Genomic DNA, 22,974 nt, shown 5'->3' on the forward strand with positions numbered 1-22,974 from the left:
TTTTACCTCTTAGAATAGTGCTGAATCGCCGTCAAAACGACGCACAAGCATATTTGTGGAAACAAGTAAGATACAACCAACAACTGATTGATACAAACTGGCAGCACTAGACATACCGATATCACCTGTAGCAGTTAATCCGTTATAAATATATGTATCCAGAACTGATGTAACGTTATATAACGCTCCGGAATTCTGTGGAACCGTGTAGAACAGTCCAAAGTCAGCACGGAAGATATTACCAACGGCCAAAATTGTCATTAAAGTCATTAATGGTAATAACTGTGGTATCGTGATGTTCTTGATCTGTTGCCACTTACCAGCACCATCGACCATCGCAGCCTCATAGTACGTTGGATCGATTCCCATTACTGTCGCAAAATACAAAATACTGTTATATCCAATACCCTTCCAAGTTCCGAGCATCAATAGAAAGAATGGCCAATATTTCGGTTCCGCATACCAATTGATATCTGTGTGAAGCATTGAGTTAAGCAATCCTTTTTCAGGGTTCAAGAATGCCATCACGAAGTAGGCAATGATGACCCATGATAAGAAGTATGGTAGAAGCATTGATGTTTGATACGTTTTAACCAACTTCTTATGTCTCAGTTCACTCATAACAATGGCAAAGAATACGGCAATTATCAGATTCAAGGTAATGAACCCTAAGTTATAGAGCAATGTATTCTTTGTGATCAACCACGCTGCATTAGACGAGAACAGGAATTTGAAATTTTGGAATCCGACCCATTTACTTTGTGTAAGACTGGCCATGAATCCATCTGGGGAAAATTTAAAATCCTTAAACGCTACAACGTTGGCGAATACTGGAATGTAGAAGAAAAATAACATCCAAATAGCACCCGGCAACGCAAAGATAATGAATGGTCCATTATTAGAGAATTTTTGCCAAAACTTAGATCTCTTTTTTCGCTTGGTAGAATTCTCTAATCCTCCTTTAGGTGTAACTTCTTTCATTTTTATGCCTCCCTATGTGTAACCGCTTTCGAAATTTATTCTATCTTTTTTATGAGTACCAAAATAAGTTACAAATTCGTTTTTTGTACACAAATACTAGCTTGATATATCAAATTTCTGCATCAAAAAAATGAGACCTCATAATTGAGATCTCATTTTTTTATTTATATTATTGTGTAATCATTACCAGCAGCGCGTTCCCATGCTATAACCACCCATTCCGTGGAACATACCAAATCCACCGATCATCGGCATGACTGCAATAGCCAACACCGCTACCACTGCAACACCAATTAAGATGGGCGCGAGTTTATTATTAACTACTTTGTTATTATTACCCGAAGCTATATACCAAATTAGACCAATAAGCAAAAGTACTATCAATGTTGAAGAATACATCATAGTCCTCACCCCTTTTGAACCTATAATATCATGGACTACTTAGTCTTACTATCTAATTGTTTAGTCAACTCTACAAGACTGTATACCTTATCATAATTAGGATTATCCTGTTTCATGTTTCTGATATCAAGATTATTGATAATAAACTTACCATCAGCATTTTTAATCCAAAAATTATAATTTGGCTCAGTTATTAAATACGAATCTGAACCACTCAAATCGTATTTTGCCATTTCTTTTTTAAAAGATCGATTCTGATCAAATTTTTTCTTATTAGACTTAATTCCAGTGATTATTTGACTACCTATCTTTGGTAATGGAAAGTTAGTCTGTCGATAAAGAACTTCTGTATTCTTTTGATCTGAACTACCTTCAACGCTTGATTTAATATCCTTCGAAAAAGCAAAACCCATAGGAACAGTTGTAACAATATACTGATGTTCCAAGACTTTACTTCCACTCAAAACCTTATCAACATGAATCGTTGCCTTAGTTTCAACCAGCAATGGTTGATGTTCCATTTTTTCATAATTGACGATCGTACCCTCAATTATATAATTGTTTTCATTTTTCATGTCATGCCAAGTACTTGGAAAAACATCATCAAAGTTAGTACTACCAGGCAAATACTCAATCACTGCAGCCGAAGTCATTTTATTCCAATGCTTTTTATTAACTTTTACTTTACGTTTTAATGAAACATTTTCACTTTCAGTTTTACTATTATAGGCCTTGTGAGCACTATTACTGCAACTGATCAGTGTCACGACTGCCAACAGAATTACCAAAACTCCCCAGATTTTTTTCATTCTTCCCCACTTCACCGCCAAAACGGTTTAAATTGTTATTATGTTTATTCTTTTGAATATTGATATCACGATATCCAACTTGAAAAAATACTTTATCCCGCATAATAACTATATCAGAATTATCACCTAATTTGTTGTCACCTTTATTGGGGTCATTTAAATCAAAGATAATATTAGTATAAATAATGTCAAAAATAGATGTGTCTGTAACTTCAAATTTGGTGATACGAGTATCCATTATTCTCTTTGTGTCATTTGTGCACTTAGTTTCATTTTGATAACATGCCGTCAAAGGTATAAAAGTTATCATCATTATTATCATTCCAGCAAATTTACTCATATCTATTCCTTTATATTTGTTATTAGAATCATACCAACGATTACTGCTGTTACGCCATTCTAGTTTCGTATATCATGTGATAAATAAATCTTTAAAATTTTTTTGAACTTTTCCCTTGCTATGAAACGGGTTCGATAGAATATCATAATTTATGTAGAGAAGTTAAGACATGTCGAACCACTTCGTTGAATTTATAAAAATGCAAAGGAGATATATATTATGTTTAAAATTTTTAGAAAGAACCACACAACTGCAAATATCGAATTAAAGGATAACAACCAACTAAGTGCTTTAAAACTAGCTGCTAAAAAAGCCGCTGACGAATTCAATATTGATGAGCAAAACATTCAAAGTAGTATTTTTGCCAGTGCTGCTGCTGGTAATATCATCATTGAAGGCCGTGCTGTCTTCATGTTTGCTACAAGTGAAAAAAAGAATAACGTTCATACCATGACTTTAACATTCAAGGATCCTATTACTTGGGGTAATGATAAGACACCGATCGATTACTTGATCGTGGGTATCTTCCCAGAAGATTCTGATCAAGCAACGGTTGATGAAATGACTGATAAGATCACAAATATTATGCATGATAAATCATCACAACTTGATGATATTAAGTTTAATGACAGCGGCTTGAACAAATTAAACCAATCATTTACTGATTAAATACAAAAGAGTGCGTAACAAAGCACGTTTAACTTCTAAATATAATCTAAAAAAGATCCTCGCATTTACATAGTAAATACGGGGATCTTTTTCACGTGCTGCTTCCCAACTACCGCCTCCATGACAACAACTGCCAGCAAAACATAACAAAACCGAACGCAAAGCAACTCAAGTCGGTTACAGACGACATTGTTTAGATAATCAGTAAGTCCTCTTTTTCAAGGATTTTATCTGAAATTCAAGTGTCTTTCAAAGACATTAAACAGCTTCTTAGACTGTCACTGAAAGTTTCAGGGGTTGTTCGGGGTCAGCTTGAACTTGCCAAAGCATTTTTGTGAAAAGGTTTTCATAAAAATGAAAGAAATGTTATACTGTTCTTAGAACTTAAATGGATGTTGCATTATTCCTAGACTTCTTCCTACCAGAGATAGACGCACAGTTGCCAAGACTTTACGGAATCTGCCTGTCCCATCCGCTACACAGGGTATCCTTAATTTCGTAAGTAATTCAGTGTATAGTCTCAGTTAGCTTCGACAGAACTTCTGGCAATGACTATGCACCTAATTGTCTCAAGGCTCCGATAATGCTGCGATTAGAAGGAAACAAAAAGCTACCTAAAAATTATACATCCACAATAAATCCTAGTTTAGCTTATTCAATAAAGGAAGTGACATCTGATGATGATGTATCCGTATTTGAAATTAGGCCCTAGAGATGGAGTCATGTTAATTTCAGTTTTAATTATGTTAGTTTTAACACTAGTTTTTAAATGGTCGGTATGGGAATTTTTATTTTCTGCTGTTGCAATTATAATTGCGTTCTTAGCAGGACACATGAAGTCAAATGAGAAGAACGTGCTTACTTTCTTGAAAAAATAGTTTGAATTGGGACAGGATACCCTGAATTCGGCTCTTTCTCAAGTTTGGTTATAAAAGAACCCGTATGTGTATTTAATTTCAAATTCGTCAAAAAGAGACTGTCTTCCACTTGAAGTTATTTCAAGTGGAAGACAGTCTCTTTTTCTCATAACCAAAGTTGAGAAAGAACCTACATAGTAAACACGGGTGACTTTTTAGTTGTTATAAGTATCATTTATCGATTTGGTAAAGGTTGTTTCTGATGATAGGTCATTAGGATCAGAATTATTTCTTTGGTTTTCATTATTCAGAACATATTCTTTGGCACCAACATCTTTAACCCAAAGAGTGAATTGTTCAGCATTAGGACGATAGACTGTTTTACTCTTGATTTTGTTAACTCGCATAGCATTCGCAAAATCAGTACTATCATGGTCGTCATATTCAACATAGTTAATGTCTGTAATGATGCTCGACCCAATGGCCGGCAGTGGTGCATCAGTATCATGGATATACAATTCTTCATCCGAATTTGGAACTACTGCAACGCCGTTATACTCCAAGTCATTCATTCCAAACAAATAGTCGCTAGACTTAGTTAAACCACCATGCAATATAAGATCGACAGTTTTGCCTTCAAGACTTTTTTGACTACCTAACAGTACTGCATCAATTTTAATCGACGCCTTAGTGTATGCTTCATTGTGAATATAAGATAACTGCTTGTAATTCACAACCGTTCCTTTAATTAACAAACTCTTGTAATCTTTGAACTCTTTAATACTACTGGGAAAAATATACGATGATGACTCATCAATAGAGGTCACATCTATCTTCTTAGCTTTGGCCACCTCAGAATCCCATTTAGTCTTATTTTTGTCGATAGTCTGTTTCTGAACCTGTTGCACTGACTCTTCCTTATCTTTAGCACTATCCTTATCTGAACTTTCAGTAGCCTGACAACCTGCTAAAAACAGTGCTGACATCCCTGTTACAAGAAAAATTACCATCTGCTTCATAATCGTTGACCTTTCCGGTTATGTTTACTCTCATCATAGCATGACTGACAATTTCATCACTATTTAGATTCAATATAACCAAATACAATTATGACAATAAAAAAGGCTAAGACATTTCTGTCCAAGCCCATAACGCCGTTATAATATTATAGTGAAGAAACCACAAAACAAATTGCTGTCCAAACACTTATCTTAATCTTACTATTTTGGGAAACATCTAATTCTTTCCAATTAGTCCAGGCAATTAAGCCATTTCCAATTAAACCAATTACTATCTTGATCCAAACATTAAGTGACTTACCGGTAATTAAACCCGCGATAATAGCTAACAATGATGCCACTGTTAATCCGATCACGATATTCACAAAAATCACCTTTTGAAATCCAGTTTCGTTATTGTTCAATACTAAGTACATAACGCCGTAGTAAATCGCAAAGCTAAAAATAATCGTTACAGCATACATTCCTAATTCTAGTGCTTTGCCCATCGCTGGAGCACCGCCAATTTTTTGATTAGACAAGAACATTTGTATCAATTCCATGAATGCCAAAATCAAAAACATTGCAAACAAGGTCCAGCCATCTAATTTGTATAATTTTTTCATATTAATCCCCTTTTTAAGCTAACTATTCTTCCTTCAGTAATCCAACCAGTGGTGACTGTGCAGCTTTATTAGATGGAATGAATCCGAAGATCAATCCAACTGCGGTCGAAACTGACAAGGAAATAGCTAATGAATATCCGGTAACAATCGCCTTGAATGGTAAGAAGGCATTGATGATGGCCACCAGTACATAACCGAATATAATACCGATCAACCCACCGATGACACAAAGTACCACACTCTCTATCAAAAACTGACTGCGAATATCATTGGATGTTGCACCAAAGGCACGACGAATGCCGATTTCTTTGCGTCGTTCTGAGACAGTGATATACATTACATTCATAACACCGATACCAGCAATCAATAGTGAGATCCCGGCAACTAAGGCCACGAAGTAAGTAATGTAGTTCATCATCTTGGTAAAGGTCTTACTGATCTGGTCTGGATTAGAAACAGAGTAACTACCCATTTGCTTATCCTCACCAAACTTCTTCATCTGTTTAACTGCGCGTTTACCAACGGCCTTTTTATTAACATTTGGTTGTACGTAAATACGCGCAATATTTTTTGTGATTTGATTAGCGAATAATTGTTTGAAGACATCCTTCGAAACATATATATCAGGACGATAATTAAAATCACTGACCTTATATATTCCACGAACAATGAAGACATTTCCCTCTATAATAAGAGGTTTGTTCAATGCTGATTCACCCTTAAAAATTCTTGACGCTAAATCATGTGAAATAAAAATATTACTCATATCTGACTTATCGATCGTCGTTCCTACGCCCTTGTACAACTTCAAATGTTTGGGCGCTTTATTCAAGTCAGTTGATTCCTGTTTAGTTTTATATTGAATCTTGGCAGTAGCAGCAGTATTGCTACTATCTAGCTTGACGTGGCCAACACCAGATACACGTTCCAAAGTACTAATGTCATTTTTGGTGAAGCCACTCGTTACATCATCATATGACGATGCTTCAAAACTAATCGTGACACGTCCTTTGTCATTGTGCGTTCCCATCCCTTTTGTCATCGTCTTAGTGAAGCCATCACCGACAGCTAAGATAGCAATAACACAGGCAATTCCAATAATAATTCCTAACATAGTTAAGAAATTACGATTTTTATTTTTACCAATCGACTTGAATGCAATCATAATTTTATCAATCATTCTTAAACACATCCTTTGCGTCATGATATAGTTTTCCATCACGAATATAGACCGTACGCATGGCGTATTGAGCAACCTCTTCATCATGAGTAACCATGATGATCGTCGTGCCAGCTTGATTCAGCTTAGTGAAAATATCCATAATTTCTTTACTAGTCTTAGTATCCAAAGCCCCTGTTGGTTCGTCCGCAATAATCAGCTTAGGACGATTAACAATTGCACGAGCAATGGCTACACGTTGTTGCTGTCCACCAGATAATTCTGAGGGACGGCTTTTTTCTTTACCAGCCAATCCAACTTGTTCGATTACAGCTTCAACACGTTCAAGCTTGTTATGCTGTTCTGTCTTACTATATACCAACGGTATTTCAATATTTTCATAAACATTATAAGTCGTTAGTAATTTGAAATTCTGAAAAACAAATCCTAGTTGATCCCCACGAATACGGGATAAAAAGTTATCAGAAGTATCTTTGTAACTCTTATCATTTAATAAATATTCACCCGTATAATCTTGATCCAAAAGTCCCAGAATATTGATCAAAGTCGACTTACCCGAACCAGATGGTCCCATGATAGCCAAGAACTCTCCATCCGCAACTTCCAAGTCAATATCTTGTAAAACTTTAAATTGGCCGTATGACTTTCCCACGTTACTTATCTTTAACATGAAATCACCGCCCTAGAACAAGACCAGCTTATCGCCAGCCTTGATTCCTTTTTTGACGTAATACTTGTTATCATACTTAGTTAGGTCAAGTACACGACGTTGCTTCTTGTTATTCTTGACAACATAAACCGTATCATCTGACTTAATGGCAGCCTTAGGAATCTTGAAACCACGAGTTGCATTTTGAATCTGGACATGCATTCCGTAAGTCAAAGTTTCATCAGTACTTACTTGGAAATGATAGTAAGAAACCGCACCATTGTTATATGGAATCTTGTCCTTAGAACTATAAGTACCATCGATCTTGTCACCATTATTCTTGATAACTGTCACTGATTTGCCAGTTTGAATCTTATCAAGTGAGAATTCATTGACGTTACCTTCAATGATTGGTGTACCGTAAACAAAACTACGGCCTTCACTGTCTTTGAAGTAAGTTCCAGCAGTTGGTGCTAAAACCGTCCGACTTTGTTCTTTAGTTAATTTATTTAACTTATCTTGAGCGTCACCCAAGGCCTCTTGCTCCTTGGCTAATTCAATTTGATAATCAGTATTCTTATCAGTTATTGTATTCAATTGTTGTATCGCTAATTGAGCTTGTCTGATTTCTAAATTAGCTGAAGCAATCTCGCTAGACATGTCTCGATAGAATGTGAAGAGAACTTGTCCTTTGATCACCTCTTCGCCATTTCTGACATTTGATGATGCAAGTGTTTCATCGTCAGTTTTTGGTTCGTCACTGACGGCGTGTTTTTGGTCTGCTTGAACAACCCCTGTGAAGTTATCAGTTTGTTCTGCTTTTACCATGTAAGTGTTGTATTTATCTGCTTGGTCATCATTACCTTTGCCAAGAATAACGGCCAAAGCAACAATTGCCATAACGATGGCAATTCCCCAAATTGTTAGTTTGATCTTTTTCATATTTCCTCCCTATTTTCAAAAAGACTTGTTCCATTATACATTTAATTTTACCTAATAAATATACTGTTTTAGTGGGATTAGAGTAACGTAATCTTACATTTTTGTAAGGTCAAAAAAGGCAAAAAAATATCTCATAATATTTACTTTTTTCAGTAATTATTATGAGATATTTCTGAAAACCACTAATTTATTATGCAGTTATTGCATCGTCATTGTCAGCTGTTTTGCTAGTTTTATCCAGACGTTTCAATCCGATACCAGTGAAACCACTAATAATAGAGAGAATTGGTGATAGTAAACTGAAGAAACAGAATGGTAAGAAGGCTAATGTTGAAACACCTAGTGTATTGGCTGCGAATGCTCCGGCAACACCCCATGGAATCAAGTAGTTGATAACTGTCCCACCATCTTCAAGTACCCGGCTAAGAGCTAAATTATCGAGACCACGTTTGTTAAAGGTTGATTTGAAAGCTTTACCAGGCAAGATAACTGATAAGTATTGCTCACCGACAAAAATATTAACACCGATACCTGAAAGAATAGTTGCTGTAACGACTGAACCTGGAGTCTTAAGTCTTGCAGCGAGTGGTGTCATGGCTGTTTGAATAACATCAAACTTCATTAACAGGCCACCTAATGAAAGGGTTAAGAAAATCAATGAAACTGTACCCATCATCGAGGTGATACCACCACGAGTAAGCAAAGCGTCAACCGCTGAATTACCAGACTTAGAAACAAAACCGTTTTCGATGAAACCTGCGACATCCTTAATCTGTGTACTTGGTTTTTGAATGAAGATCATACCGACCGTAACGGTAATATTCAAGATCAAAGTTGCAATGGCAGGAACCTTGGAGATAGCACATACGAACAATAGTGCAACTGGTAAAATAGCCCACCAAGAGATAACAAAGTTGCTATTCAAAACATTCAAAGTTGTATTGATATTTCCTAAACTAGCATTAGAAGAACCGTTATTACCAAGAATAGCGTAGAGGATAAGAGAAATAACAAAAGCTGGAATTGTCGTCCACATCAAGTTCTTAATATGAGCGAACAAGTCATCTTCAGCAATCGCAGAAGCTAAGTTAGTTGAATCTGAAAGTGGTGATGTCTTATCTCCAAAAATTGCTCCTGAGATAATTGCTCCAGCAACCAACGCTGGATTAGCACCGATAGTTGTTCCCATACCGAATAATGCGATACCCAAAGTAGAAATAATTGTGAAGGCACTACCGACAGAAGTTCCGATAATTGCACAAACGATGAAAACTGAAGGAACGAACCACTGAACTGAAATCATATGGAATCCGGCAACCATCATTGATGGAATGATTCCGGCGGCGATCCAAGTACCAATCAATGCACCAATCAGAATAAAAATAAAAATTGGTACGATACCGTTCTTGACCCCATCAATAATTCCAGCATGGATATCATCCCAACTAGCCCCGCGAACTTTGGACCAAAGGACTAATAATCCAATTACCACTAGAACTGGTGTCTGTGGTGATAATCCAAATTTGATAACGCTGAATCCTAAAACTACTAACATTACAATTAAAATTGAAATTGCCTCTCTGAAGCTGACCTTGTTTTCCATAATTAATCTCCCTTTCCAAACCCTAGATACAAAAAAAGTCGTTCCTATTGCTTACGCAACAGGGACGACTAATAACCGTGGTACCACCCAGATTGAGAATATAAAATATTCTCCACTCTCGAGAAGTAACGGTCCTCTTTACCCGCTTGGAAAAACCAAGTCATGTCCGGTATTTCATGACGTACACCCTGACCGGTTCGCATTAACCACCGGCTTTCTTACACACAGATGCAGTATTACTTGCTTCAGACACTTATATTTGTTTATTTGATTGACTTGAATATTATCAGTAATTAAATTATAAGTCAAGAGATCTCTCTAATGTTTTTCTAATTTATTGCCGCTTCCGGTTCCGAGATATTTTACCTGCCGTGGGGAACGGTCCCAGCCTAAAGTGCGGTCTGGGACCTCGACTTTAAGCTTTGCTTCGCAAATCTTAAAGCTCGTCCTGTGGCTTACACCACTTTCACGGCTGGTAAAAATCTCTCCACCTCCAGCTAAGTACCATCACTAACTATTTTAATACCAACTGATCACTTTCAACCGGAGGCGGCAAACAACAAACAACCCCACAAAAAAAGAATGCTTGCGCATTCTAATTTTTTTAAGCCATTCGCCTGTCAATAACCTTAGATAACAACGATAAAGCATAACAAACGACAAAGTACATTATAGCCATCGCAACAAAGACTGGGATAATGTAATTAGGATCTTGACCATAAACAACCTGACCATGTTGCATCAACTCTGGCACAACGATAATCGTTGCCAATGAAGTATCCTTGATCAATGAAATAAATTGACTAACCAAAGCTGGAATCATTTTTTTGTATGCTTGCGGTAAAACTACGTGCCACATAGCCTGTCCCATTTTCATACCCATCGCACGGGATGCTTCCATCTGACCAATATCGACCGCCAAAATACCAGATCTGATTATTTCAGCAATCATTGTCGATTCAAAAACCGTCATCGCCAGAATTGCTGCTGGTATTGTATCCGGCTTAAACCCAAATGCAGGCAATCCAAAATACGTAAAGAAGATAATCAAAAGTAATGGTAAATTACGAATAACATCGATTATGTAACCAATGATCCTCGAAAAGTACGGAATCTTAGCATATCGTATGATTCCTAAAACTGATCCAATAATAAAACTCAATATTACTGATATAACTGAGATCAATATCGTAATCCATAGCCCTTGGAGCAGGAATCGTATATTGATCCATGAATAAGCGTCTATCCAATTTTGCATAACGGCCCCCTCCTAAGCTAATTTTCTTTCTAGATGTTGCATGTAATAACTGATCGGCAATGTAATAACTAAGTAGAATAAACCGACAACAACATATGTATTTACAGTATCAAAAGTTTGTGATGCAATCATATTCCCTTGGTACATCAAATCAAATCCAGCAACGAAGGCTAGAACTGATGAATTCTTAACCAAGTTAACAAATTGATTCCCTAGTGGTGGAATAACTAATTTGAAAGCTTGTGGCAAAACAACATTCTTCATTGCTTGCCAAAAACTCATACCTTGAGCACGAGCCGCTTCCATTTGACCACTATCAACTGAATTGATACCAGCACGAACTGTTTCAGCGATAAAGGCTGAGGTATAGATTGTCAGTCCGATTGTTCCAGCTGTGAATCCATTGACCTTCACGACATACAACGGAATTACCAAGTAGAAAAACATCGTAATAACTAATAAAGGAATATTACGGAATATTTCGACATAGATATTACCGATCACACGAGCTGTTTTACTTGGCATAACTTCCAAGATGGCAAACAATGAACCAATAATCAAACTGAAGAACAGTGCCAAGACACTGGATAGAACGGTCCAACCGAATCCAGAAATAAACGCTGACCAATTATCTGTTAGTAGTTTTATCATTTTCTTAGCACCTCCTTATAGTTGAATCCCGGAACATTACCAAACCACTTCATAATAAGCTTATTGTAAGTTCCATCTGTTTGAACTTCTTTTAAGGCCTTATTTACAGATTTCTTGAAGTCTCCCTGCCCTTTATTGATACCAATACCATAAGGTTCAGTTGTGAAGGCCTTACCTGTTAATTCATATCCAGGATTATTAACGGCCATACCAGCCAAAATAACATTATCAGTCGTCAACGCATCTCCTTGACCTGACTTCAATGCTGTCAATGCTTGCGCATAATCAGGCAATTGAAGAACTTGTGCCTTTGGAGCAAACTTCTTAACATTTTGAACTGAGTTTGAACCAACAACACCGATAATTGTCTTACCGTTCAAATCTTGAACTTTTTTAACTGAAGAACCATCTTTGACTAGAATCGATTGTCCAGCATCAAAATACGAATTAGAAAAATCGATCGTCTTCTTACGATCTGGCGTTATGGTCATCGTAGCGATGATAGCGTCAATGTTTCCGTTCTTTAATAGCGGAATACGTGACTGTGATGTAACGGTAACAAATTTAGCTTTTGCATCTTTGCCAAGCATTTTCTTAGTCAAAGCCTTAGCCAAATCTACTTCAAATCCTTTTTCTTTACCATCTTTAACATCAGTCAATCCAAGTAGTTTAGTATCCGCCTTAACACCCCATGTAATGGTCTTAGATTTTTTGTCATTTTCCAAAACATTTTGTGAAGACAAAGACTGTGAACCACAGCCTGTCAGAGTCAGCACTAGGAGCAAAGACGTGATTAGCAGTGTTAAATATTTAAACTTCTTTTTCATATCAAATACCCCCTATTTTAATGCTTAATAATCTTACCTAAGAACTGATTGGCACGTTCGTTTGAAGGGTGCTTGAAGAATTTCTCTGTTTCATCATCTTCTAGGATCTGACCATCAGCCATGAAAATAACACGGTTGGCAACTTCTTGAGCGAAGCCCATTTCGTGAGTAACAATAAGTGATGTCATTTCACTTTGACTAGTAACATACTTGATAACACCCAAAACATCATCGATCATTTCTGGATCTAGCGCACTAGTTGGTTCGTCGAATAGCATGCAACGAGGTTTCATTGCAAGTGATCTAGCGATGGCTACACGTTGTGCCTGTCCACCAGAGATCTGAGAAGGCATGTTATGAGCTTTATCTGCCAAACCAACTTGGTCTAGTAAAGCCATAGCAGCTTTCTTATTCTCCTCTTCATTCAACTTCAAAACGATTCTTGGAGCTAACATAACATTTTCAAGTACATCCTTATTGGCATACAAATTAAAATGTTGAAAAACCATTCCGACATCAGTACGAATACGGTTAATATCAGTGGATTTATCCGCAATATCATGACCGTTGATGATCAACTGTCCCTCTTGAATTGTTTCCAAACCATTAACAGTTCTGGCCAAAGTACTCTTACCAGATCCTGAAGGTCCGATCAAAACAACTGTTTCTCCCTTATCAATTTTTAAGTTAATGTCCTTTAGTGCGTGAAACTTGCCGTAATACTTTTGTACATCACGGAATTCGATCATTGATGACATAAACTTTCTCCCTTCTATTCCCTCTGAAATCTATCTTAAAATTTCCTGAAAAATAATCATTAAAGAAATTTTAATGTTTAAATACGAATTTAGCAACATAAAACGTCCAAACAATGAACATGTTCGGCTTTAACACAACGTGATTATTACGCTGTAATCCTTATATGTCAATACTCTTCCATGACAAATTGCCATATAAAAAAAATTATCCAATATACTCTTTATCTCAAAATACGAACTATATGTTTGTTAAAAAATTATCAAGTAATTAATTCTATCATAAATTAAAAAAATTTACTAAAATTATATTTTTTTTAATCAAGCAACTCTTTATCATACATCGCTAGTCTAACGCTATGAATATATTCATTATCCGCTAAATTATTAACTTAACCCTTTCTTTACAAAAAAAAACGCCACCTAAGAATAGGTGACGAATATTGGGTGTGTGACTGCTCTCACACTTTTGAGAACGGGAATTCTCATTACATATATTGAAGGGTGTTTCAGGAATCTTGTTGAGGGATTTCCATATAATATTGCGTCTCAGAGGGGGAAGGTTTCTTCGACGTTTTTAAACAACTAACGCTCCTCTCTTCGGAGGAGCTGGGGTCGAAAGGTATACGTTAGGGGGAATACCCGCCGACCCCAGTTACCCCGAAAGGAAAACTGGTCAAACTTTATTTTAAAACGATCTTCTTGTACAAATAACTCGTTAAGAAGTAATAGCACAGATACAGGACAATGAAGATTCCGAAGGGAATTTCGATGTGTGTATATGGTTGGAACAGAATACCCTTGAACATTTGTAATCCTAATAATACGTGGACAATACCAAGTCCAGCGGGAACTGCGAACAAGACGGCAATCTCTTTACTGATAGTGGAGCGAAGCACCTTTTGACGAGTTCCAATCTTGTAGAGCATGTTGTAACGCTTAACATCTCCACTCGCACCTGAAAGGATCTTGAACATCAAGCAACTTGCTAACATTGCCAAGAAGGCGATTCCGAGGAAGAAGCCCATGAATTCTAATCCAGAGAAGAATCCATTGATCATGGTATACGCAGTATACTTATCTCCGCCAGCCTGTTTCAGTTCAGGATAACGTTTGGCTTCTTCTTTAGAGATAGTCCTGATCTTACTCAAATTATTTTTGAACGATGTTGTCTTAACCAAAGTTAAAGTATTAGATGCGGCTTGGATTTTGTTATACTTCGCATCACTAACAGCCTTGATCTGACTCATCCGATACTTCGGTAACATATTTTGTTGCATCGAATAACTGACATCAGGATTAGTGACATTAGTACTCGTCTTTGTCGTCGCAATCATGCTCTTCATATTAAATGCTTCATAATGAAATGGCTGGTTCTTAAATTCACTAGTACGATAATAAACAATTTTGTTCTTATCATCGGTCTTATATGAGTAATTGAATTGATCATCACCACTCAAGTGATTGATACGATTTTTTTGTGCTGTATCGGCGTTATGAACCGCTACATCATAGTAATTTTGACCATTAACAACTGTATCAATTTGTTTTTGAAAACCTAGCCCAACGGTAATAGCTCCAAGAGCTAAGGCAAACATGATCGATACCATTGAGAGAATTTTCGTATAATCTCCGATTCTAAAACTCAACTGTGAAAGTGTGAAGTTATTCAAGCCCTTTTGTGAATACTTAGTATTGCGTTTGAGTAATGAAATAACTGCCGTAATCGCAGAGTTGATCGTAAAGTAAGTACCAATCACGATAGTCACTAGAGCAATCGGAACACCGATGAAAATAAAACCAGCATTCTTACCGATATACCACATAGCGAAATAACCAATAACTAGAAAAATAATTCCTAGAACTGCTTGAACTGCCTTTACTCCACCGTTACGTTTGATCTTACTTGGCTGACTATCTTTGTGTAACAAAGTCAAAACCTTTGTTCGACGAAGTGAAACTGAATTACGTAGTGCTGAAAAAACAAATAATACAATGAAGAAAATAAAAGTCCACATTAGGGCTGGTAAATAGAAACTATTAAAGTGCTTGATCTGCATGTCTAGCGCCGTGATCATCCATTGACTGACATACTTCGTAGCAATAATACCAAGGAGTGAACCAATAATGGTTGAGATGGCTCCGATAGCAAAGGTTTCCACAAAAATCATTTTGGAGATCTTACTACTCTTGGCGCCAAGCATCATGAACATCCCGTATTCTTTTTGCCTCATACTTAACAAAAAAGTATTCGCATAATTTATATAGACAATTGTAATTATCGCTAGCAAGACAATTCCGAAACCAAAGATAAATGCCGTTGCAGCGGCTGGTGAGTTGGAACTTAAAAATTGTTTATTTATAGCTAATGACAAAAACATATAAAAAATTGCTGAAGCAATCATCAAACCTGAGAACAATACCGTATAGTCCCGCATTCGATGTCGTATGCCACTTAGGGCTAGTTTGTTTAACATTATTTAATCTCCTTATTTGATAAAACTAAATGTCTCCACCCTCTAAAATTTACTCGACGAATGTACCTAATGAATCCAAAATTTCCTGATAAAATTCTCCACGAGAATTATCTGCCTTCTTCAATTCTTGACCGATCTCCCCATCACGAATGAACAAGATTCTGTCACAGTAACTAGCTGAGAAAGGATCGTGTGTAACCAATAAGATTGAGACGTTGTCTTCTTGGTTGATCTTCGTCATTGTATCCATCAATGCACGAGCACTCTTAGAATCAAGCGCACCAGTTGGTTCGTCACCGAAGACAATGCTTGGTTCGTGTACCAATGCACGAGCGGCCGCAACACGCTGTTTTTGACCACCAGATAATTCGGTTGGATAGTGATTTAAGATTTCAGTTAAACCTAGTTTTTCAGTAATTGAAGTAACTGCTGGTTTGATTTTTTTTGGTGCCACATTTTGTAATGCCAATGGCAAAGCAATGTTTTCATAAGCTGTTAAGTTTTCCAATAAATTAAAATCTTGGAAGATAAAACCGATTTTGTTAGAACGGAAGTCGGCCATTTCATTGTTGTTTAATGTCGTAATATCTTGTCCGGCTATTTTTACCGAACCACTTGTTGGCGTATCAAGAGTTGACAAAATATTTAATAATGTTGTCTTACCTGAACCAGAAGCTCCCATGATACCAACAAATTCTCCCGGTTGAACTTCAAAATTTACATCCGACAAAGCCTTGAATTGTTTTTCGTCAGCCTTACCATAAATTTTTTCAACATTTTTTACTTCAACGATTTTTTGCATTTCTTGTACCTCCATTTGATATATCTATCATAAAAAAAATTGCCACAAACGTCGTTCGATTCATCTTACTTTGAACTTACAAATTCGTAAGTTGACCTTTCATGTAAACAAAAAAACGACTCGAAATTATTTTCGAGTCGTTTTTAATCAAATGCTATCTTTATATTTCTGAACAAATAAATATAAATCATTTATATCAGTAGTTTTTAACCTGCCAATGGGGGGCCGGCTGAATACAGCGCTTCTAATGATCTTATAATTCTTATGGATATCGACATACGACTTCTTCATAAGTCCGGCTTCTTCCCAATACTGTATAGGATAATAGGTTTTCTTAATATTAGTAGATTTATTTTCATACTTAGATGTTATTTTAAATACCAAAACATAATTCTCAGAAACGTCAACTACTAATGCTGGTCTGAGTTTGGACTTTGAAACCTCATCAAATGGAACATTGGCAATATACAAATCCATCGGTCTTAAGATTTCACTCATCAACCATTAACCATCCAATCATGAAAATCAGGTGATTTTTTTGAATCATAATGTCCATCCTCATCTACATCTACCAATTCTGTTGGTAGATCCTTGACTAGATTATGCCAATCGAGTGCTGTTGGCTGTTTTTTCAAAACTATTTCATTATCAGCATTCACTGTAACGGATAGTTCATCACCACTACTTAACTTCAGAGCTTTTCTAATTGGTGCAGGTATCACTACTTGACCTTTACTAGAGATTTTTGACAACTTTGAATGTTCCACTATTTTATCCATTTTTGATCATCCTCTTAAGTATTACGTCTTACTTCTTACATTTTACAATAAATCTTTGATTTAAGATATTAAATGATACTCGAGCAAAAAACGACCCGAAATTATTTTCGAGTCGTTTTTTATATTCATTATTCAGCGTCATATAGTTTAGCAACTTGTTCTTGAACTTGTTTATGTCCCAAGAATTCATCATATGTAGTATCAGAGCGGTCTACAATGCCCTTAGGACTGACTTCTACAATACGATTAGCGATTGTTTGAATGAACTCATGATCATGAGACGTGAAGAGAATACTACCCTTGAAGTCCACTAGTCCATCATTTAATGCTGTGATCGATTCTAGATCCAAGTGATTAGTTGGATCATCTAATAACAGTACATTGGCCTTGCTCAGCATCATCTTAGATAACATCGCACGAACCTTTTCCCCACCGGACATGACGTCAACTTCACGGTTCACATCGTCTCCAGAGAAGAGCATCTTACCCAAGAATCCACGTAAGAAAGTATTGTCATTCTCATCTTTAGACGCATATTGACGCAGCCAATCAATAACTGCTAATTTGTTTTCAGCGAAGTAATCATTAACATTTTTAGGTAAATAAGTTGTGCTAGCTGTTTGACCCCATGTTACTTGGCCCTCGTCTGGTTCCATCTCGCCGGCAATGATCTGCATCAAGATAGTAGTAGTTAAGTCATTACGACTAATAAAGGCAACTTTTTCATCTGGACGAAGCGTTAAACTAACGTTATCAAGAATCTTAACGCCTTCGATCGACTTCGAAATACCATCAAGACTAACTAGATCCTTACCTAATTCACGTTCCGGATGGAACTTGATGAATGGATACTTACGAGTTGAAGGCTTGATGTCATCGAGAGTAATCTTCTCTAACTGTTTCTTACGAGAAGTGGCTTGCTTAGACTTCGAAGCATTGGCACTGAATCGAGCCACGAATTCTTGCAATTGTTTGATTTGTTCTTCCTTCTTGGCATTTGAATTAGCCTGTAATTGTGTAGCTAATTCACTTGATTCCATCCAGAAGTCATAATTACCGACGAAGAGTGTGATCTTACCACGGTCAACATCACACATGTGTGTACATACTTGATTCAAGAAGTGACGGTCATGGGATACAACGATAACAGTGTTGTCATAACCAGCTAAGAAGTCTTCCAACCAACTGATTGATTGCACATCCAAACCATTAGTAGGCTCATCAAGAAGCAAGACATCCGGATGACCGAATAAAGCCTGTCCAAGTAGGACCTTAACTTTTTGAGGTTCTGTCAATTCACTCATTGGTACTTGATGTAGTGATTCTTCAATACCTAATGCTTGAAGCATTTGAGAAGCTTCAGCTTCGGCTTCCCAACCACCCATTTCACCGAATTCTGTTTCGAGTTCAGCTGCACGAATTCCGTCGGCATCAGTGAAATCAGCCTTTGAGTAGATGGCGTCTTTTTCAGTCATAATATCGTAGAGCTTCTGGTGACCACGGATCACTGTATCCATAACTAAGTTATCTTCAAAAGCAAAGTGATCTTGGTTCAAACTAGACATTCTTTCATTAGGGCCCATTGATACTACCCCAGTAGTTGGCTTGAGTTTGCCCTCAATGATCTTCAAGAATGTAGACTTTCCGGCACCATTGGCACCAATTACACCATAACAATTGCCTGGTGTGAACTTAAGATTGACATCGTCATATAGCATCCGATCGGAAAACTGCATACTGACATTGTTGACATTTAACATTAACTATCCTCCTGCATTTACGCGTAAAAAAACAACGTGTCAAGTAACGGCGACGTTGATTTTTGTTCAAATTCGTTTTGATATATTAGTGTAGTGTAACACATACCTACGTGGATTTCAGTGTTTATCGACTATTACAAACAAAACAGATCATAAATATAAAGTATATTTTAATTACGCTGTCAAAAATCATTACTAAGTTTTGAATTAGTTACTCTCGACCGTAATACGTTCTTCCATACCACTGATCCAAACGCTATTCGCAGTTGAACCACGATAATCCTTGGCCTTGCATTCAATGCTTTGAGATAAGTTAAGTAGTGCCTTAGGCGCACACAACCAATGTGATGCTAAATAATATGAGATATAATTGCTTAATTTAACACAGACAGTTTTGTAATTCTCACCACTGTCCAGATCACGAGCTAGCTTCAATAATCTAGTTCGAATTTCACGGTCCCGTTCGATCTCAGGATCGGAGTATGTTTTGTTGATTAAGTCGAATAATTCTTTTTCTGACAAAATTATCACTCCTTTATAGATTATTTTATACGGAATGATCTTTACTAAACAAAAAATGTCCTGAATCGTAGTGATTGAATTCCTGAATGGACATTCCGTCTACTAATATTTAACCGTACTACCAAATTTGAGTGGAATAAATCCATAGTGCGTATATTTAGCTAAGACTCCAGCATCGACTTCTTTTAATTGTGGAACGACAAAATTGTAAATATCACTATATGCCGTTGGCAATCCTGAAATACGATCTTTTATCTTCAAAGATAAGTCAGCTTGCAATAATTCTGTTCTTAATCCTAACAATATTTTTATATAATCTTCATTATTGTTTAATTGCTTGGAGAATTGAACTAATTTTTCTCTGAAATCTGCAAACTTAGCATCTTGTACTACTTGATAAGCCGTATCAAGTAGCTTAACAAGTTCTTGTCTTTGTTCTTCCATTATTGTCAGCCTCTTTATCTACGTGGCATTTTGTTTTTATCAAAATAACTATAAAACTGAGATTTGTCAGTGAAATTAGCCCGATTACGACCGTTCCAACCTGCTCGCTTAGCCATATTAGCTAACTCAATCAGTTGATTATCTTGTTCCTTCGGCAAAGTTATATTACCAAAACCTTCTATATAAATATAATTAACCAAACGACTGATAAGTGGGTCAATATCTTTAATATCATCTATTTTTGTATAGACCTGTAACAGGACATCAGTGACATTCAACAGTCCCGTTGATGGTTTTGGAACCTTAATCAAATAATTATACAATCCATGGATCAATTCTTTTGCTTCTTCACGTTTTTCCAATTCATTCATGCCCCTATTCAAACTAAATTTCAGTTCCAATATAGCTCTTTGGATTCAAAACAGATAAATATATCCTGAAATAGGGTATTTTACTTCCGGAATGGATAACCAAAAAGATAAATCTATCTCATAATCCCATACCAAAGAAAAGACCATTGGCGACAGTTTTGAGACTAGAGACCTCCCGCCATCTTGCTTCTTCTATTTCATTGAGTTCGATACCTTCAGAGATTCTCAAATTAGAAGCCTTCTGGAGGAAGTATAAAAATGAACCAGCGAATGCCATCGCTTGATCCTTTTGTAGATCTATCAGTGATTCATTAACATACTCTGCTGTTAGTGAATTACCATGATACTTGTTTAATGCTAGAGTCAGATTTTTCATAGCTATTAACGCCTTTCGTCTGTCTTCTTCCCTCATAACTAGCATCCCCTTTTTATAAACTTGCTCCCCAAAGGTTATTTCCCAAATTATTTAAGGAAGAAACCCTATGCCAACAAGTTTTCTCGGTTTCATTGAAGATAATTCCATCTGATAATTTAACAACCATCACTTTGTTAAAAAAATATTGCAGCGCACCCGTAAAAGCGGCTCCGTCTTTCTTCTTCAGGTCGATCAGAGTATCATTCACAAATTGTGCCGTTGCTGAATTATTGTGACATTTGTTTAACGCTGAACTAAAATTCTGCATAGCTTGGACAACTTCACCTTTGTTCACCATAATATCCACACCGCCTAATTATTATTTACCTATAGCTTAGCCATTTAGAAATCATATGAATAAATATGTCCTGAAATAGGTACTTTTATATCTTGAACTAAATTCTAAGTTAATATACTTAAAAGTAAATCGGAGTATACACAACAGAATAGTTATTTTGAAATTTTAATAAAATATAACTCAAATTAATTCTTATCCAACAATTTATCAGAATAATATTTAAAAAATGTTTCTTTACCAGTGATCACATTAACTTTACCTGTCATACCAAAATGTAATTGTTTAGAGGTTTTCTCGTTAATCTCGGATTCCGATGTTACAACGTAATATGATCCATTATTGACTGGTACAGGTGCAATACTTATGTTGCTAATAGATCCTTCCATGACAATTGGCCTAGGTACATTGCGTACTATCTCCAATCGCAAACGTTGTCCTTTTTTAATTGAAGAAATATCCTTAGAAGAGATATAACTTTGCAATTTAACTTTGCTTCTACCATTTAATTTAGGATATATTCGTGCCAGTTCAGTTCCTGCACCAATATACTTAGCTCCCTTGGTTGATTCATCATTAAGATGAATTACTCCTGACTTAGACGCAGTAATCCGATAGTTTTTAGAAAGCTCCTTTAACTCCTTAATATTGGAATTAACACTTCTCAAGTCTGAATTAACTTTAACTAATTGTTCAGAGATACTTGTTTGCTGGTCATTTTGTAACGACTCAATTTTTTCATTATTTGTTTCAATACTATAATCAGTGTCATTGAAATCTTTCAATGATTCCTTTTGAGTTTTGGCGGAATTTAACTCATCCGTCATACTATCAAACTGCTGTTGTAGATTACTGAGGTAAGAGCCCCTAACACTATTCTTATCTGAACCAGCATTTAATTCACTCACATAATTATCGTAGATATAACCAAATTTAGCTGATGAAGGATAAGATTCATTTTTTTGGATAGCATTAAATAATTTTTGATAGGCTTCTATATCTTGAGCTTTATTATCAATTGTCTTCTGATAAAGCTTAGACAAATCGGAAATTTTATTATTCGAATAGGCTGACTTATCTTTTAACATTTGATTCTCAATTGTATAAATACTTCTCTGATTCAAGTAATTATGTAATAGTTCACGATAACCAAAGGTATCATTCCCCTCAAAAGTATCAGCATTCTGTGATACCCCCTGTCGGAATAAATCTAACGCACTAATTTGGTTTTTTAATGTTTCCTTTTGATCATCTAACAAGTTCAGTTTAATTTGGTTATTTTTGTTCATATAAGTAACTAGCAAATCACCCTTTTTGACATTCTTACCTTCCACCAAATAATTTTTCTTAATCGCACTATTAGTTGGAGATTGAACTAGTGGGACATCACTCTTTGTTCCTAGAACACCCATAGATTCAATAGTTATCTCTCTTCTTCCAACGAAAGAAAATAACAATACCAACAACAACAATATCGTCACGGGAACTATTACCAATGTAGAAAAGTTGTTAAACCTTTTATTATAGAATTCACTACTCTCTAAGAATTTATTATCCATAAG

27 protein-coding genes are annotated in these 22,974 nt (G+C 36.2%); 2 read left to right on the plus strand and 25 right to left on the minus strand.

Annotated elements, in window-relative coordinates:
- Nucleotides 1-9: 9 nt before the first annotated feature.
- From EKM68_RS03310 to EKM68_RS03325, 4 genes are all read right to left on the minus strand, one after another.
- Complete coding sequence (locus tag EKM68_RS03310; protein WP_125588234.1) at nt 10-981, minus strand: ABC transporter permease; 972 nt, start codon at nt 979-981, stop codon at nt 10-12.
- Between the two features lie 183 nt (nt 982-1,164).
- Nucleotides 1,165-1,383 carry a hypothetical protein gene (locus EKM68_RS03315; protein ID WP_125588235.1) on the minus strand — a complete coding sequence of 73 codons (219 nt, stop codon included), beginning with the start codon at nt 1,381-1,383 and terminating at the stop codon, nt 1,165-1,167.
- A gap of 35 nt (nt 1,384-1,418) precedes the next feature.
- On the minus strand, nt 1,419-2,192 hold the full coding sequence (locus EKM68_RS03320) for a hypothetical protein (protein ID WP_125588236.1): 774 nt from the start codon (nt 2,190-2,192) through the stop codon (nt 1,419-1,421).
- Nucleotides 2,128-2,532: a hypothetical protein gene (locus EKM68_RS03325; protein ID WP_125588237.1), complete on the minus strand. Its 405-nt coding sequence runs from the start codon at nt 2,530-2,532 to the stop codon at nt 2,128-2,130. The genes EKM68_RS03320 and EKM68_RS03325 overlap by 65 nt, the downstream gene beginning before the upstream one ends.
- 219 nt (nt 2,533-2,751) lie before the next feature.
- Here EKM68_RS03325 and EKM68_RS03330 point away from each other — a divergent pair, with 219 nt between their 5' ends.
- Nucleotides 2,752-3,201, plus strand: a complete 450-nt coding sequence (locus tag EKM68_RS03330) for a PTS sugar transporter subunit IIA (RefSeq protein WP_125588238.1) — start codon at nt 2,752-2,754, stop codon at nt 3,199-3,201.
- 677 nt (nt 3,202-3,878) lie between these two features.
- The gene (locus EKM68_RS13800) at nt 3,879-4,079 is read left to right on the plus strand and encodes a hypothetical protein (protein ID WP_125588239.1); all 201 of its coding nucleotides are present in this window, start codon (nt 3,879-3,881) and stop codon (nt 4,077-4,079) included.
- A 194-nt stretch (nt 4,080-4,273) separates the two neighbouring features.
- Here EKM68_RS13800 and EKM68_RS03340 read toward each other — a convergent pair whose 3' ends face one another.
- The 21 genes from EKM68_RS03340 to EKM68_RS03440 all read right to left on the minus strand — a co-directional run bounded on the left by EKM68_RS03340 (nt 4,274) and on the right by EKM68_RS03440 (nt 22,971).
- Nucleotides 4,274-5,077 carry a hypothetical protein gene (locus EKM68_RS03340; protein ID WP_125588240.1) on the minus strand — a complete coding sequence of 268 codons (804 nt, stop codon included), beginning with the start codon at nt 5,075-5,077 and terminating at the stop codon, nt 4,274-4,276.
- Nucleotides 5,078-5,223: 146 nt separating this feature from the next.
- A complete protein-coding gene (locus EKM68_RS03345; protein ID WP_125588241.1) occupies nt 5,224-5,682 on the minus strand; it encodes a hypothetical protein in 459 nt (152 codons plus the stop codon).
- A gap of 22 nt (nt 5,683-5,704) precedes the next feature.
- On the minus strand, nt 5,705-6,862 hold the full coding sequence (locus EKM68_RS03350; RefSeq protein WP_125588242.1) for an ABC transporter permease: 1,158 nt from the start codon (nt 6,860-6,862) through the stop codon (nt 5,705-5,707).
- Nucleotides 6,855-7,532, minus strand: a complete 678-nt coding sequence (locus EKM68_RS03355) for an ABC transporter ATP-binding protein (protein ID WP_125588243.1) — start codon at nt 7,530-7,532, stop codon at nt 6,855-6,857. Before EKM68_RS03355 ends, EKM68_RS03350 begins: the two co-directional genes overlap by 8 nt.
- Nucleotides 7,533-7,544: 12 nt before the next feature.
- Nucleotides 7,545-8,453, minus strand: coding sequence for an efflux RND transporter periplasmic adaptor subunit (locus tag EKM68_RS03360; RefSeq protein WP_125588244.1), 909 nt, complete (start codon nt 8,451-8,453; stop codon nt 7,545-7,547).
- Nucleotides 8,454-8,643: 190 nt separating this feature from the next.
- Nucleotides 8,644-10,056 carry a Na+/H+ antiporter NhaC gene (gene nhaC, locus EKM68_RS03365; RefSeq protein WP_125588245.1) on the minus strand — a complete coding sequence of 471 codons (1,413 nt, stop codon included), beginning with the start codon at nt 10,054-10,056 and terminating at the stop codon, nt 8,644-8,646.
- 604 nt (nt 10,057-10,660) lie between these two features.
- Nucleotides 10,661-11,314, minus strand: a complete 654-nt coding sequence (locus EKM68_RS03370; RefSeq protein ID WP_125588246.1) for an amino acid ABC transporter permease — start codon at nt 11,312-11,314, stop codon at nt 10,661-10,663.
- Between the two features lie 12 nt (nt 11,315-11,326).
- Nucleotides 11,327-11,965 carry an amino acid ABC transporter permease gene (locus EKM68_RS03375; RefSeq protein WP_125588247.1) on the minus strand — a complete coding sequence of 213 codons (639 nt, stop codon included), beginning with the start codon at nt 11,963-11,965 and terminating at the stop codon, nt 11,327-11,329.
- Nucleotides 11,962-12,792 (minus strand): glutamate ABC transporter substrate-binding protein, encoded by an 831-nt coding sequence (locus tag EKM68_RS03380; RefSeq protein ID WP_125588248.1) that lies wholly within the window; start codon nt 12,790-12,792, stop codon nt 11,962-11,964. The genes EKM68_RS03375 and EKM68_RS03380 overlap by 4 nt, the downstream gene beginning before the upstream one ends.
- A gap of 17 nt (nt 12,793-12,809) precedes the next feature.
- Entirely contained in the window at nt 12,810-13,541 is a 732-nt protein-coding gene (locus tag EKM68_RS03385) for an amino acid ABC transporter ATP-binding protein (protein ID WP_164509344.1), read from the minus strand.
- 689 nt (nt 13,542-14,230) lie between these two features.
- Entirely contained in the window at nt 14,231-16,024 is a 1,794-nt protein-coding gene (locus tag EKM68_RS03390) for an FtsX-like permease family protein (RefSeq protein ID WP_125588250.1), read from the minus strand.
- A 49-nt stretch (nt 16,025-16,073) separates the two neighbouring features.
- The gene (locus EKM68_RS03395) at nt 16,074-16,826 is read right to left on the minus strand and encodes an ABC transporter ATP-binding protein (RefSeq protein WP_125588251.1); all 753 of its coding nucleotides are present in this window, start codon (nt 16,824-16,826) and stop codon (nt 16,074-16,076) included.
- A 147-nt stretch (nt 16,827-16,973) separates the two neighbouring features.
- Nucleotides 16,974-17,324, minus strand: a complete 351-nt coding sequence (locus tag EKM68_RS03400) for a type II toxin-antitoxin system PemK/MazF family toxin (RefSeq protein WP_125588252.1) — start codon at nt 17,322-17,324, stop codon at nt 16,974-16,976.
- Nucleotides 17,324-17,605 carry an AbrB/MazE/SpoVT family DNA-binding domain-containing protein gene (locus tag EKM68_RS03405; RefSeq protein WP_125588253.1) on the minus strand — a complete coding sequence of 94 codons (282 nt, stop codon included), beginning with the start codon at nt 17,603-17,605 and terminating at the stop codon, nt 17,324-17,326. The genes EKM68_RS03400 and EKM68_RS03405 overlap by 1 nt, the downstream gene beginning before the upstream one ends.
- A gap of 128 nt (nt 17,606-17,733) precedes the next feature.
- The gene (locus EKM68_RS03410; protein ID WP_125588254.1) at nt 17,734-19,365 is read right to left on the minus strand and encodes an ABC-F family ATP-binding cassette domain-containing protein; all 1,632 of its coding nucleotides are present in this window, start codon (nt 19,363-19,365) and stop codon (nt 17,734-17,736) included.
- A 207-nt stretch (nt 19,366-19,572) separates the two neighbouring features.
- Nucleotides 19,573-19,887 carry a bacteriocin immunity protein gene (locus tag EKM68_RS03415; protein ID WP_164509341.1) on the minus strand — a complete coding sequence of 105 codons (315 nt, stop codon included), beginning with the start codon at nt 19,885-19,887 and terminating at the stop codon, nt 19,573-19,575.
- Nucleotides 19,888-19,989: 102 nt separating this feature from the next.
- The gene (locus tag EKM68_RS03420; RefSeq protein ID WP_125588256.1) at nt 19,990-20,331 is read right to left on the minus strand and encodes a hypothetical protein; all 342 of its coding nucleotides are present in this window, start codon (nt 20,329-20,331) and stop codon (nt 19,990-19,992) included.
- Between the two features lie 14 nt (nt 20,332-20,345).
- A complete protein-coding gene (locus EKM68_RS03425; RefSeq protein ID WP_125588323.1) occupies nt 20,346-20,693 on the minus strand; it encodes a bacteriocin immunity protein in 348 nt (115 codons plus the stop codon).
- A gap of 127 nt (nt 20,694-20,820) precedes the next feature.
- Nucleotides 20,821-21,114 (minus strand): hypothetical protein, encoded by a 294-nt coding sequence (locus tag EKM68_RS03430; RefSeq protein WP_125588257.1) that lies wholly within the window; start codon nt 21,112-21,114, stop codon nt 20,821-20,823.
- Nucleotides 21,115-21,130: 16 nt separating this feature from the next.
- On the minus strand, nt 21,131-21,415 hold the full coding sequence (locus EKM68_RS03435; RefSeq protein WP_125588258.1) for a hypothetical protein: 285 nt from the start codon (nt 21,413-21,415) through the stop codon (nt 21,131-21,133).
- Between the two features lie 185 nt (nt 21,416-21,600).
- The gene (locus tag EKM68_RS03440) at nt 21,601-22,971 is read right to left on the minus strand and encodes a bacteriocin secretion accessory protein (protein ID WP_125588259.1); all 1,371 of its coding nucleotides are present in this window, start codon (nt 22,969-22,971) and stop codon (nt 21,601-21,603) included.
- Between the last annotated feature and the right edge of the window lie 3 nt (nt 22,972-22,974).

The organism is Companilactobacillus jidongensis, assembly GCF_003946575.1.
Classification (GTDB): domain Bacteria; phylum Bacillota; class Bacilli; order Lactobacillales; family Lactobacillaceae; genus Companilactobacillus; species Companilactobacillus jidongensis.

Bases quoted from the DNA above. Each gene is read 5' to 3' on its own strand.
- EKM68_RS03325 (WP_125588237.1), bottom strand. From the start codon at position 2,532: ATGAGTAAATTTGCTGGAATGATAATAATGATGATAACTTTTATACCT.
- EKM68_RS03320 (WP_125588236.1), bottom strand. From the start codon at position 2,192: ATGAAAAAAATCTGGGGAGTTTTGGTAATTCTGTTGGCAGTCGTGACA.
- EKM68_RS03375 (WP_125588247.1), bottom strand. From the start codon at position 11,965: ATGATAAAACTACTAACAGATAATTGGTCAGCGTTTATTTCTGGATTC.
- EKM68_RS03430 (WP_125588257.1), bottom strand. From the start codon at position 21,114: ATGAGGGAAGAAGACAGACGAAAGGCGTTAATAGCTATGAAAAATCTG.
- EKM68_RS03380 (WP_125588248.1), bottom strand. From the start codon at position 12,792: ATGAAAAAGAAGTTTAAATATTTAACACTGCTAATCACGTCTTTGCTC.
- EKM68_RS03410 (WP_125588254.1), bottom strand. From the start codon at position 19,365: ATGTTAAATGTCAACAATGTCAGTATGCAGTTTTCCGATCGGATGCTA.
- EKM68_RS03350 (WP_125588242.1), bottom strand. From the start codon at position 6,862: ATGATTGATAAAATTATGATTGCATTCAAGTCGATTGGTAAAAATAAA.
- EKM68_RS03440 (WP_125588259.1), bottom strand. From the start codon at position 22,971: ATGGATAATAAATTCTTAGAGAGTAGTGAATTCTATAATAAAAGGTTT.
- EKM68_RS03405 (WP_125588253.1), bottom strand. From the start codon at position 17,605: ATGGATAAAATAGTGGAACATTCAAAGTTGTCAAAAATCTCTAGTAAA.
- EKM68_RS03420 (WP_125588256.1), bottom strand. From the start codon at position 20,331: ATGGAAGAACAAAGACAAGAACTTGTTAAGCTACTTGATACGGCTTAT.
- EKM68_RS03385 (WP_164509344.1), bottom strand. From the start codon at position 13,541: ATGATCGAATTCCGTGATGTACAAAAGTATTACGGCAAGTTTCACGCA.
- EKM68_RS03435 (WP_125588258.1), bottom strand. From the start codon at position 21,415: ATGGTGAACAAAGGTGAAGTTGTCCAAGCTATGCAGAATTTTAGTTCA.
- EKM68_RS03310 (WP_125588234.1), bottom strand. From the start codon at position 981: ATGAAAGAAGTTACACCTAAAGGAGGATTAGAGAATTCTACCAAGCGA.
- EKM68_RS03315 (WP_125588235.1), bottom strand. From the start codon at position 1,383: ATGATGTATTCTTCAACATTGATAGTACTTTTGCTTATTGGTCTAATT.
- EKM68_RS03395 (WP_125588251.1), bottom strand. From the start codon at position 16,826: ATGCAAAAAATCGTTGAAGTAAAAAATGTTGAAAAAATTTATGGTAAG.
- EKM68_RS03390 (WP_125588250.1), bottom strand. From the start codon at position 16,024: ATGTTAAACAAACTAGCCCTAAGTGGCATACGACATCGAATGCGGGAC.
- EKM68_RS03400 (WP_125588252.1), bottom strand. From the start codon at position 17,324: ATGAGTGAAATCTTAAGACCGATGGATTTGTATATTGCCAATGTTCCA.
- EKM68_RS03340 (WP_125588240.1), bottom strand. From the start codon at position 5,077: ATGAAGCAGATGGTAATTTTTCTTGTAACAGGGATGTCAGCACTGTTT.
- EKM68_RS03370 (WP_125588246.1), bottom strand. From the start codon at position 11,314: ATGCAAAATTGGATAGACGCTTATTCATGGATCAATATACGATTCCTG.
- EKM68_RS03330 (WP_125588238.1), top strand. From the start codon at position 2,752: ATGTTTAAAATTTTTAGAAAGAACCACACAACTGCAAATATCGAATTA.
- EKM68_RS03345 (WP_125588241.1), bottom strand. From the start codon at position 5,682: ATGAAAAAATTATACAAATTAGATGGCTGGACCTTGTTTGCAATGTTT.
- EKM68_RS13800 (WP_125588239.1), top strand. From the start codon at position 3,879: ATGATGATGTATCCGTATTTGAAATTAGGCCCTAGAGATGGAGTCATG.
- nhaC (WP_125588245.1), bottom strand. From the start codon at position 10,056: ATGGAAAACAAGGTCAGCTTCAGAGAGGCAATTTCAATTTTAATTGTA.
- EKM68_RS03360 (WP_125588244.1), bottom strand. From the start codon at position 8,453: ATGAAAAAGATCAAACTAACAATTTGGGGAATTGCCATCGTTATGGCA.
- EKM68_RS03355 (WP_125588243.1), bottom strand. From the start codon at position 7,532: ATGTTAAAGATAAGTAACGTGGGAAAGTCATACGGCCAATTTAAAGTT.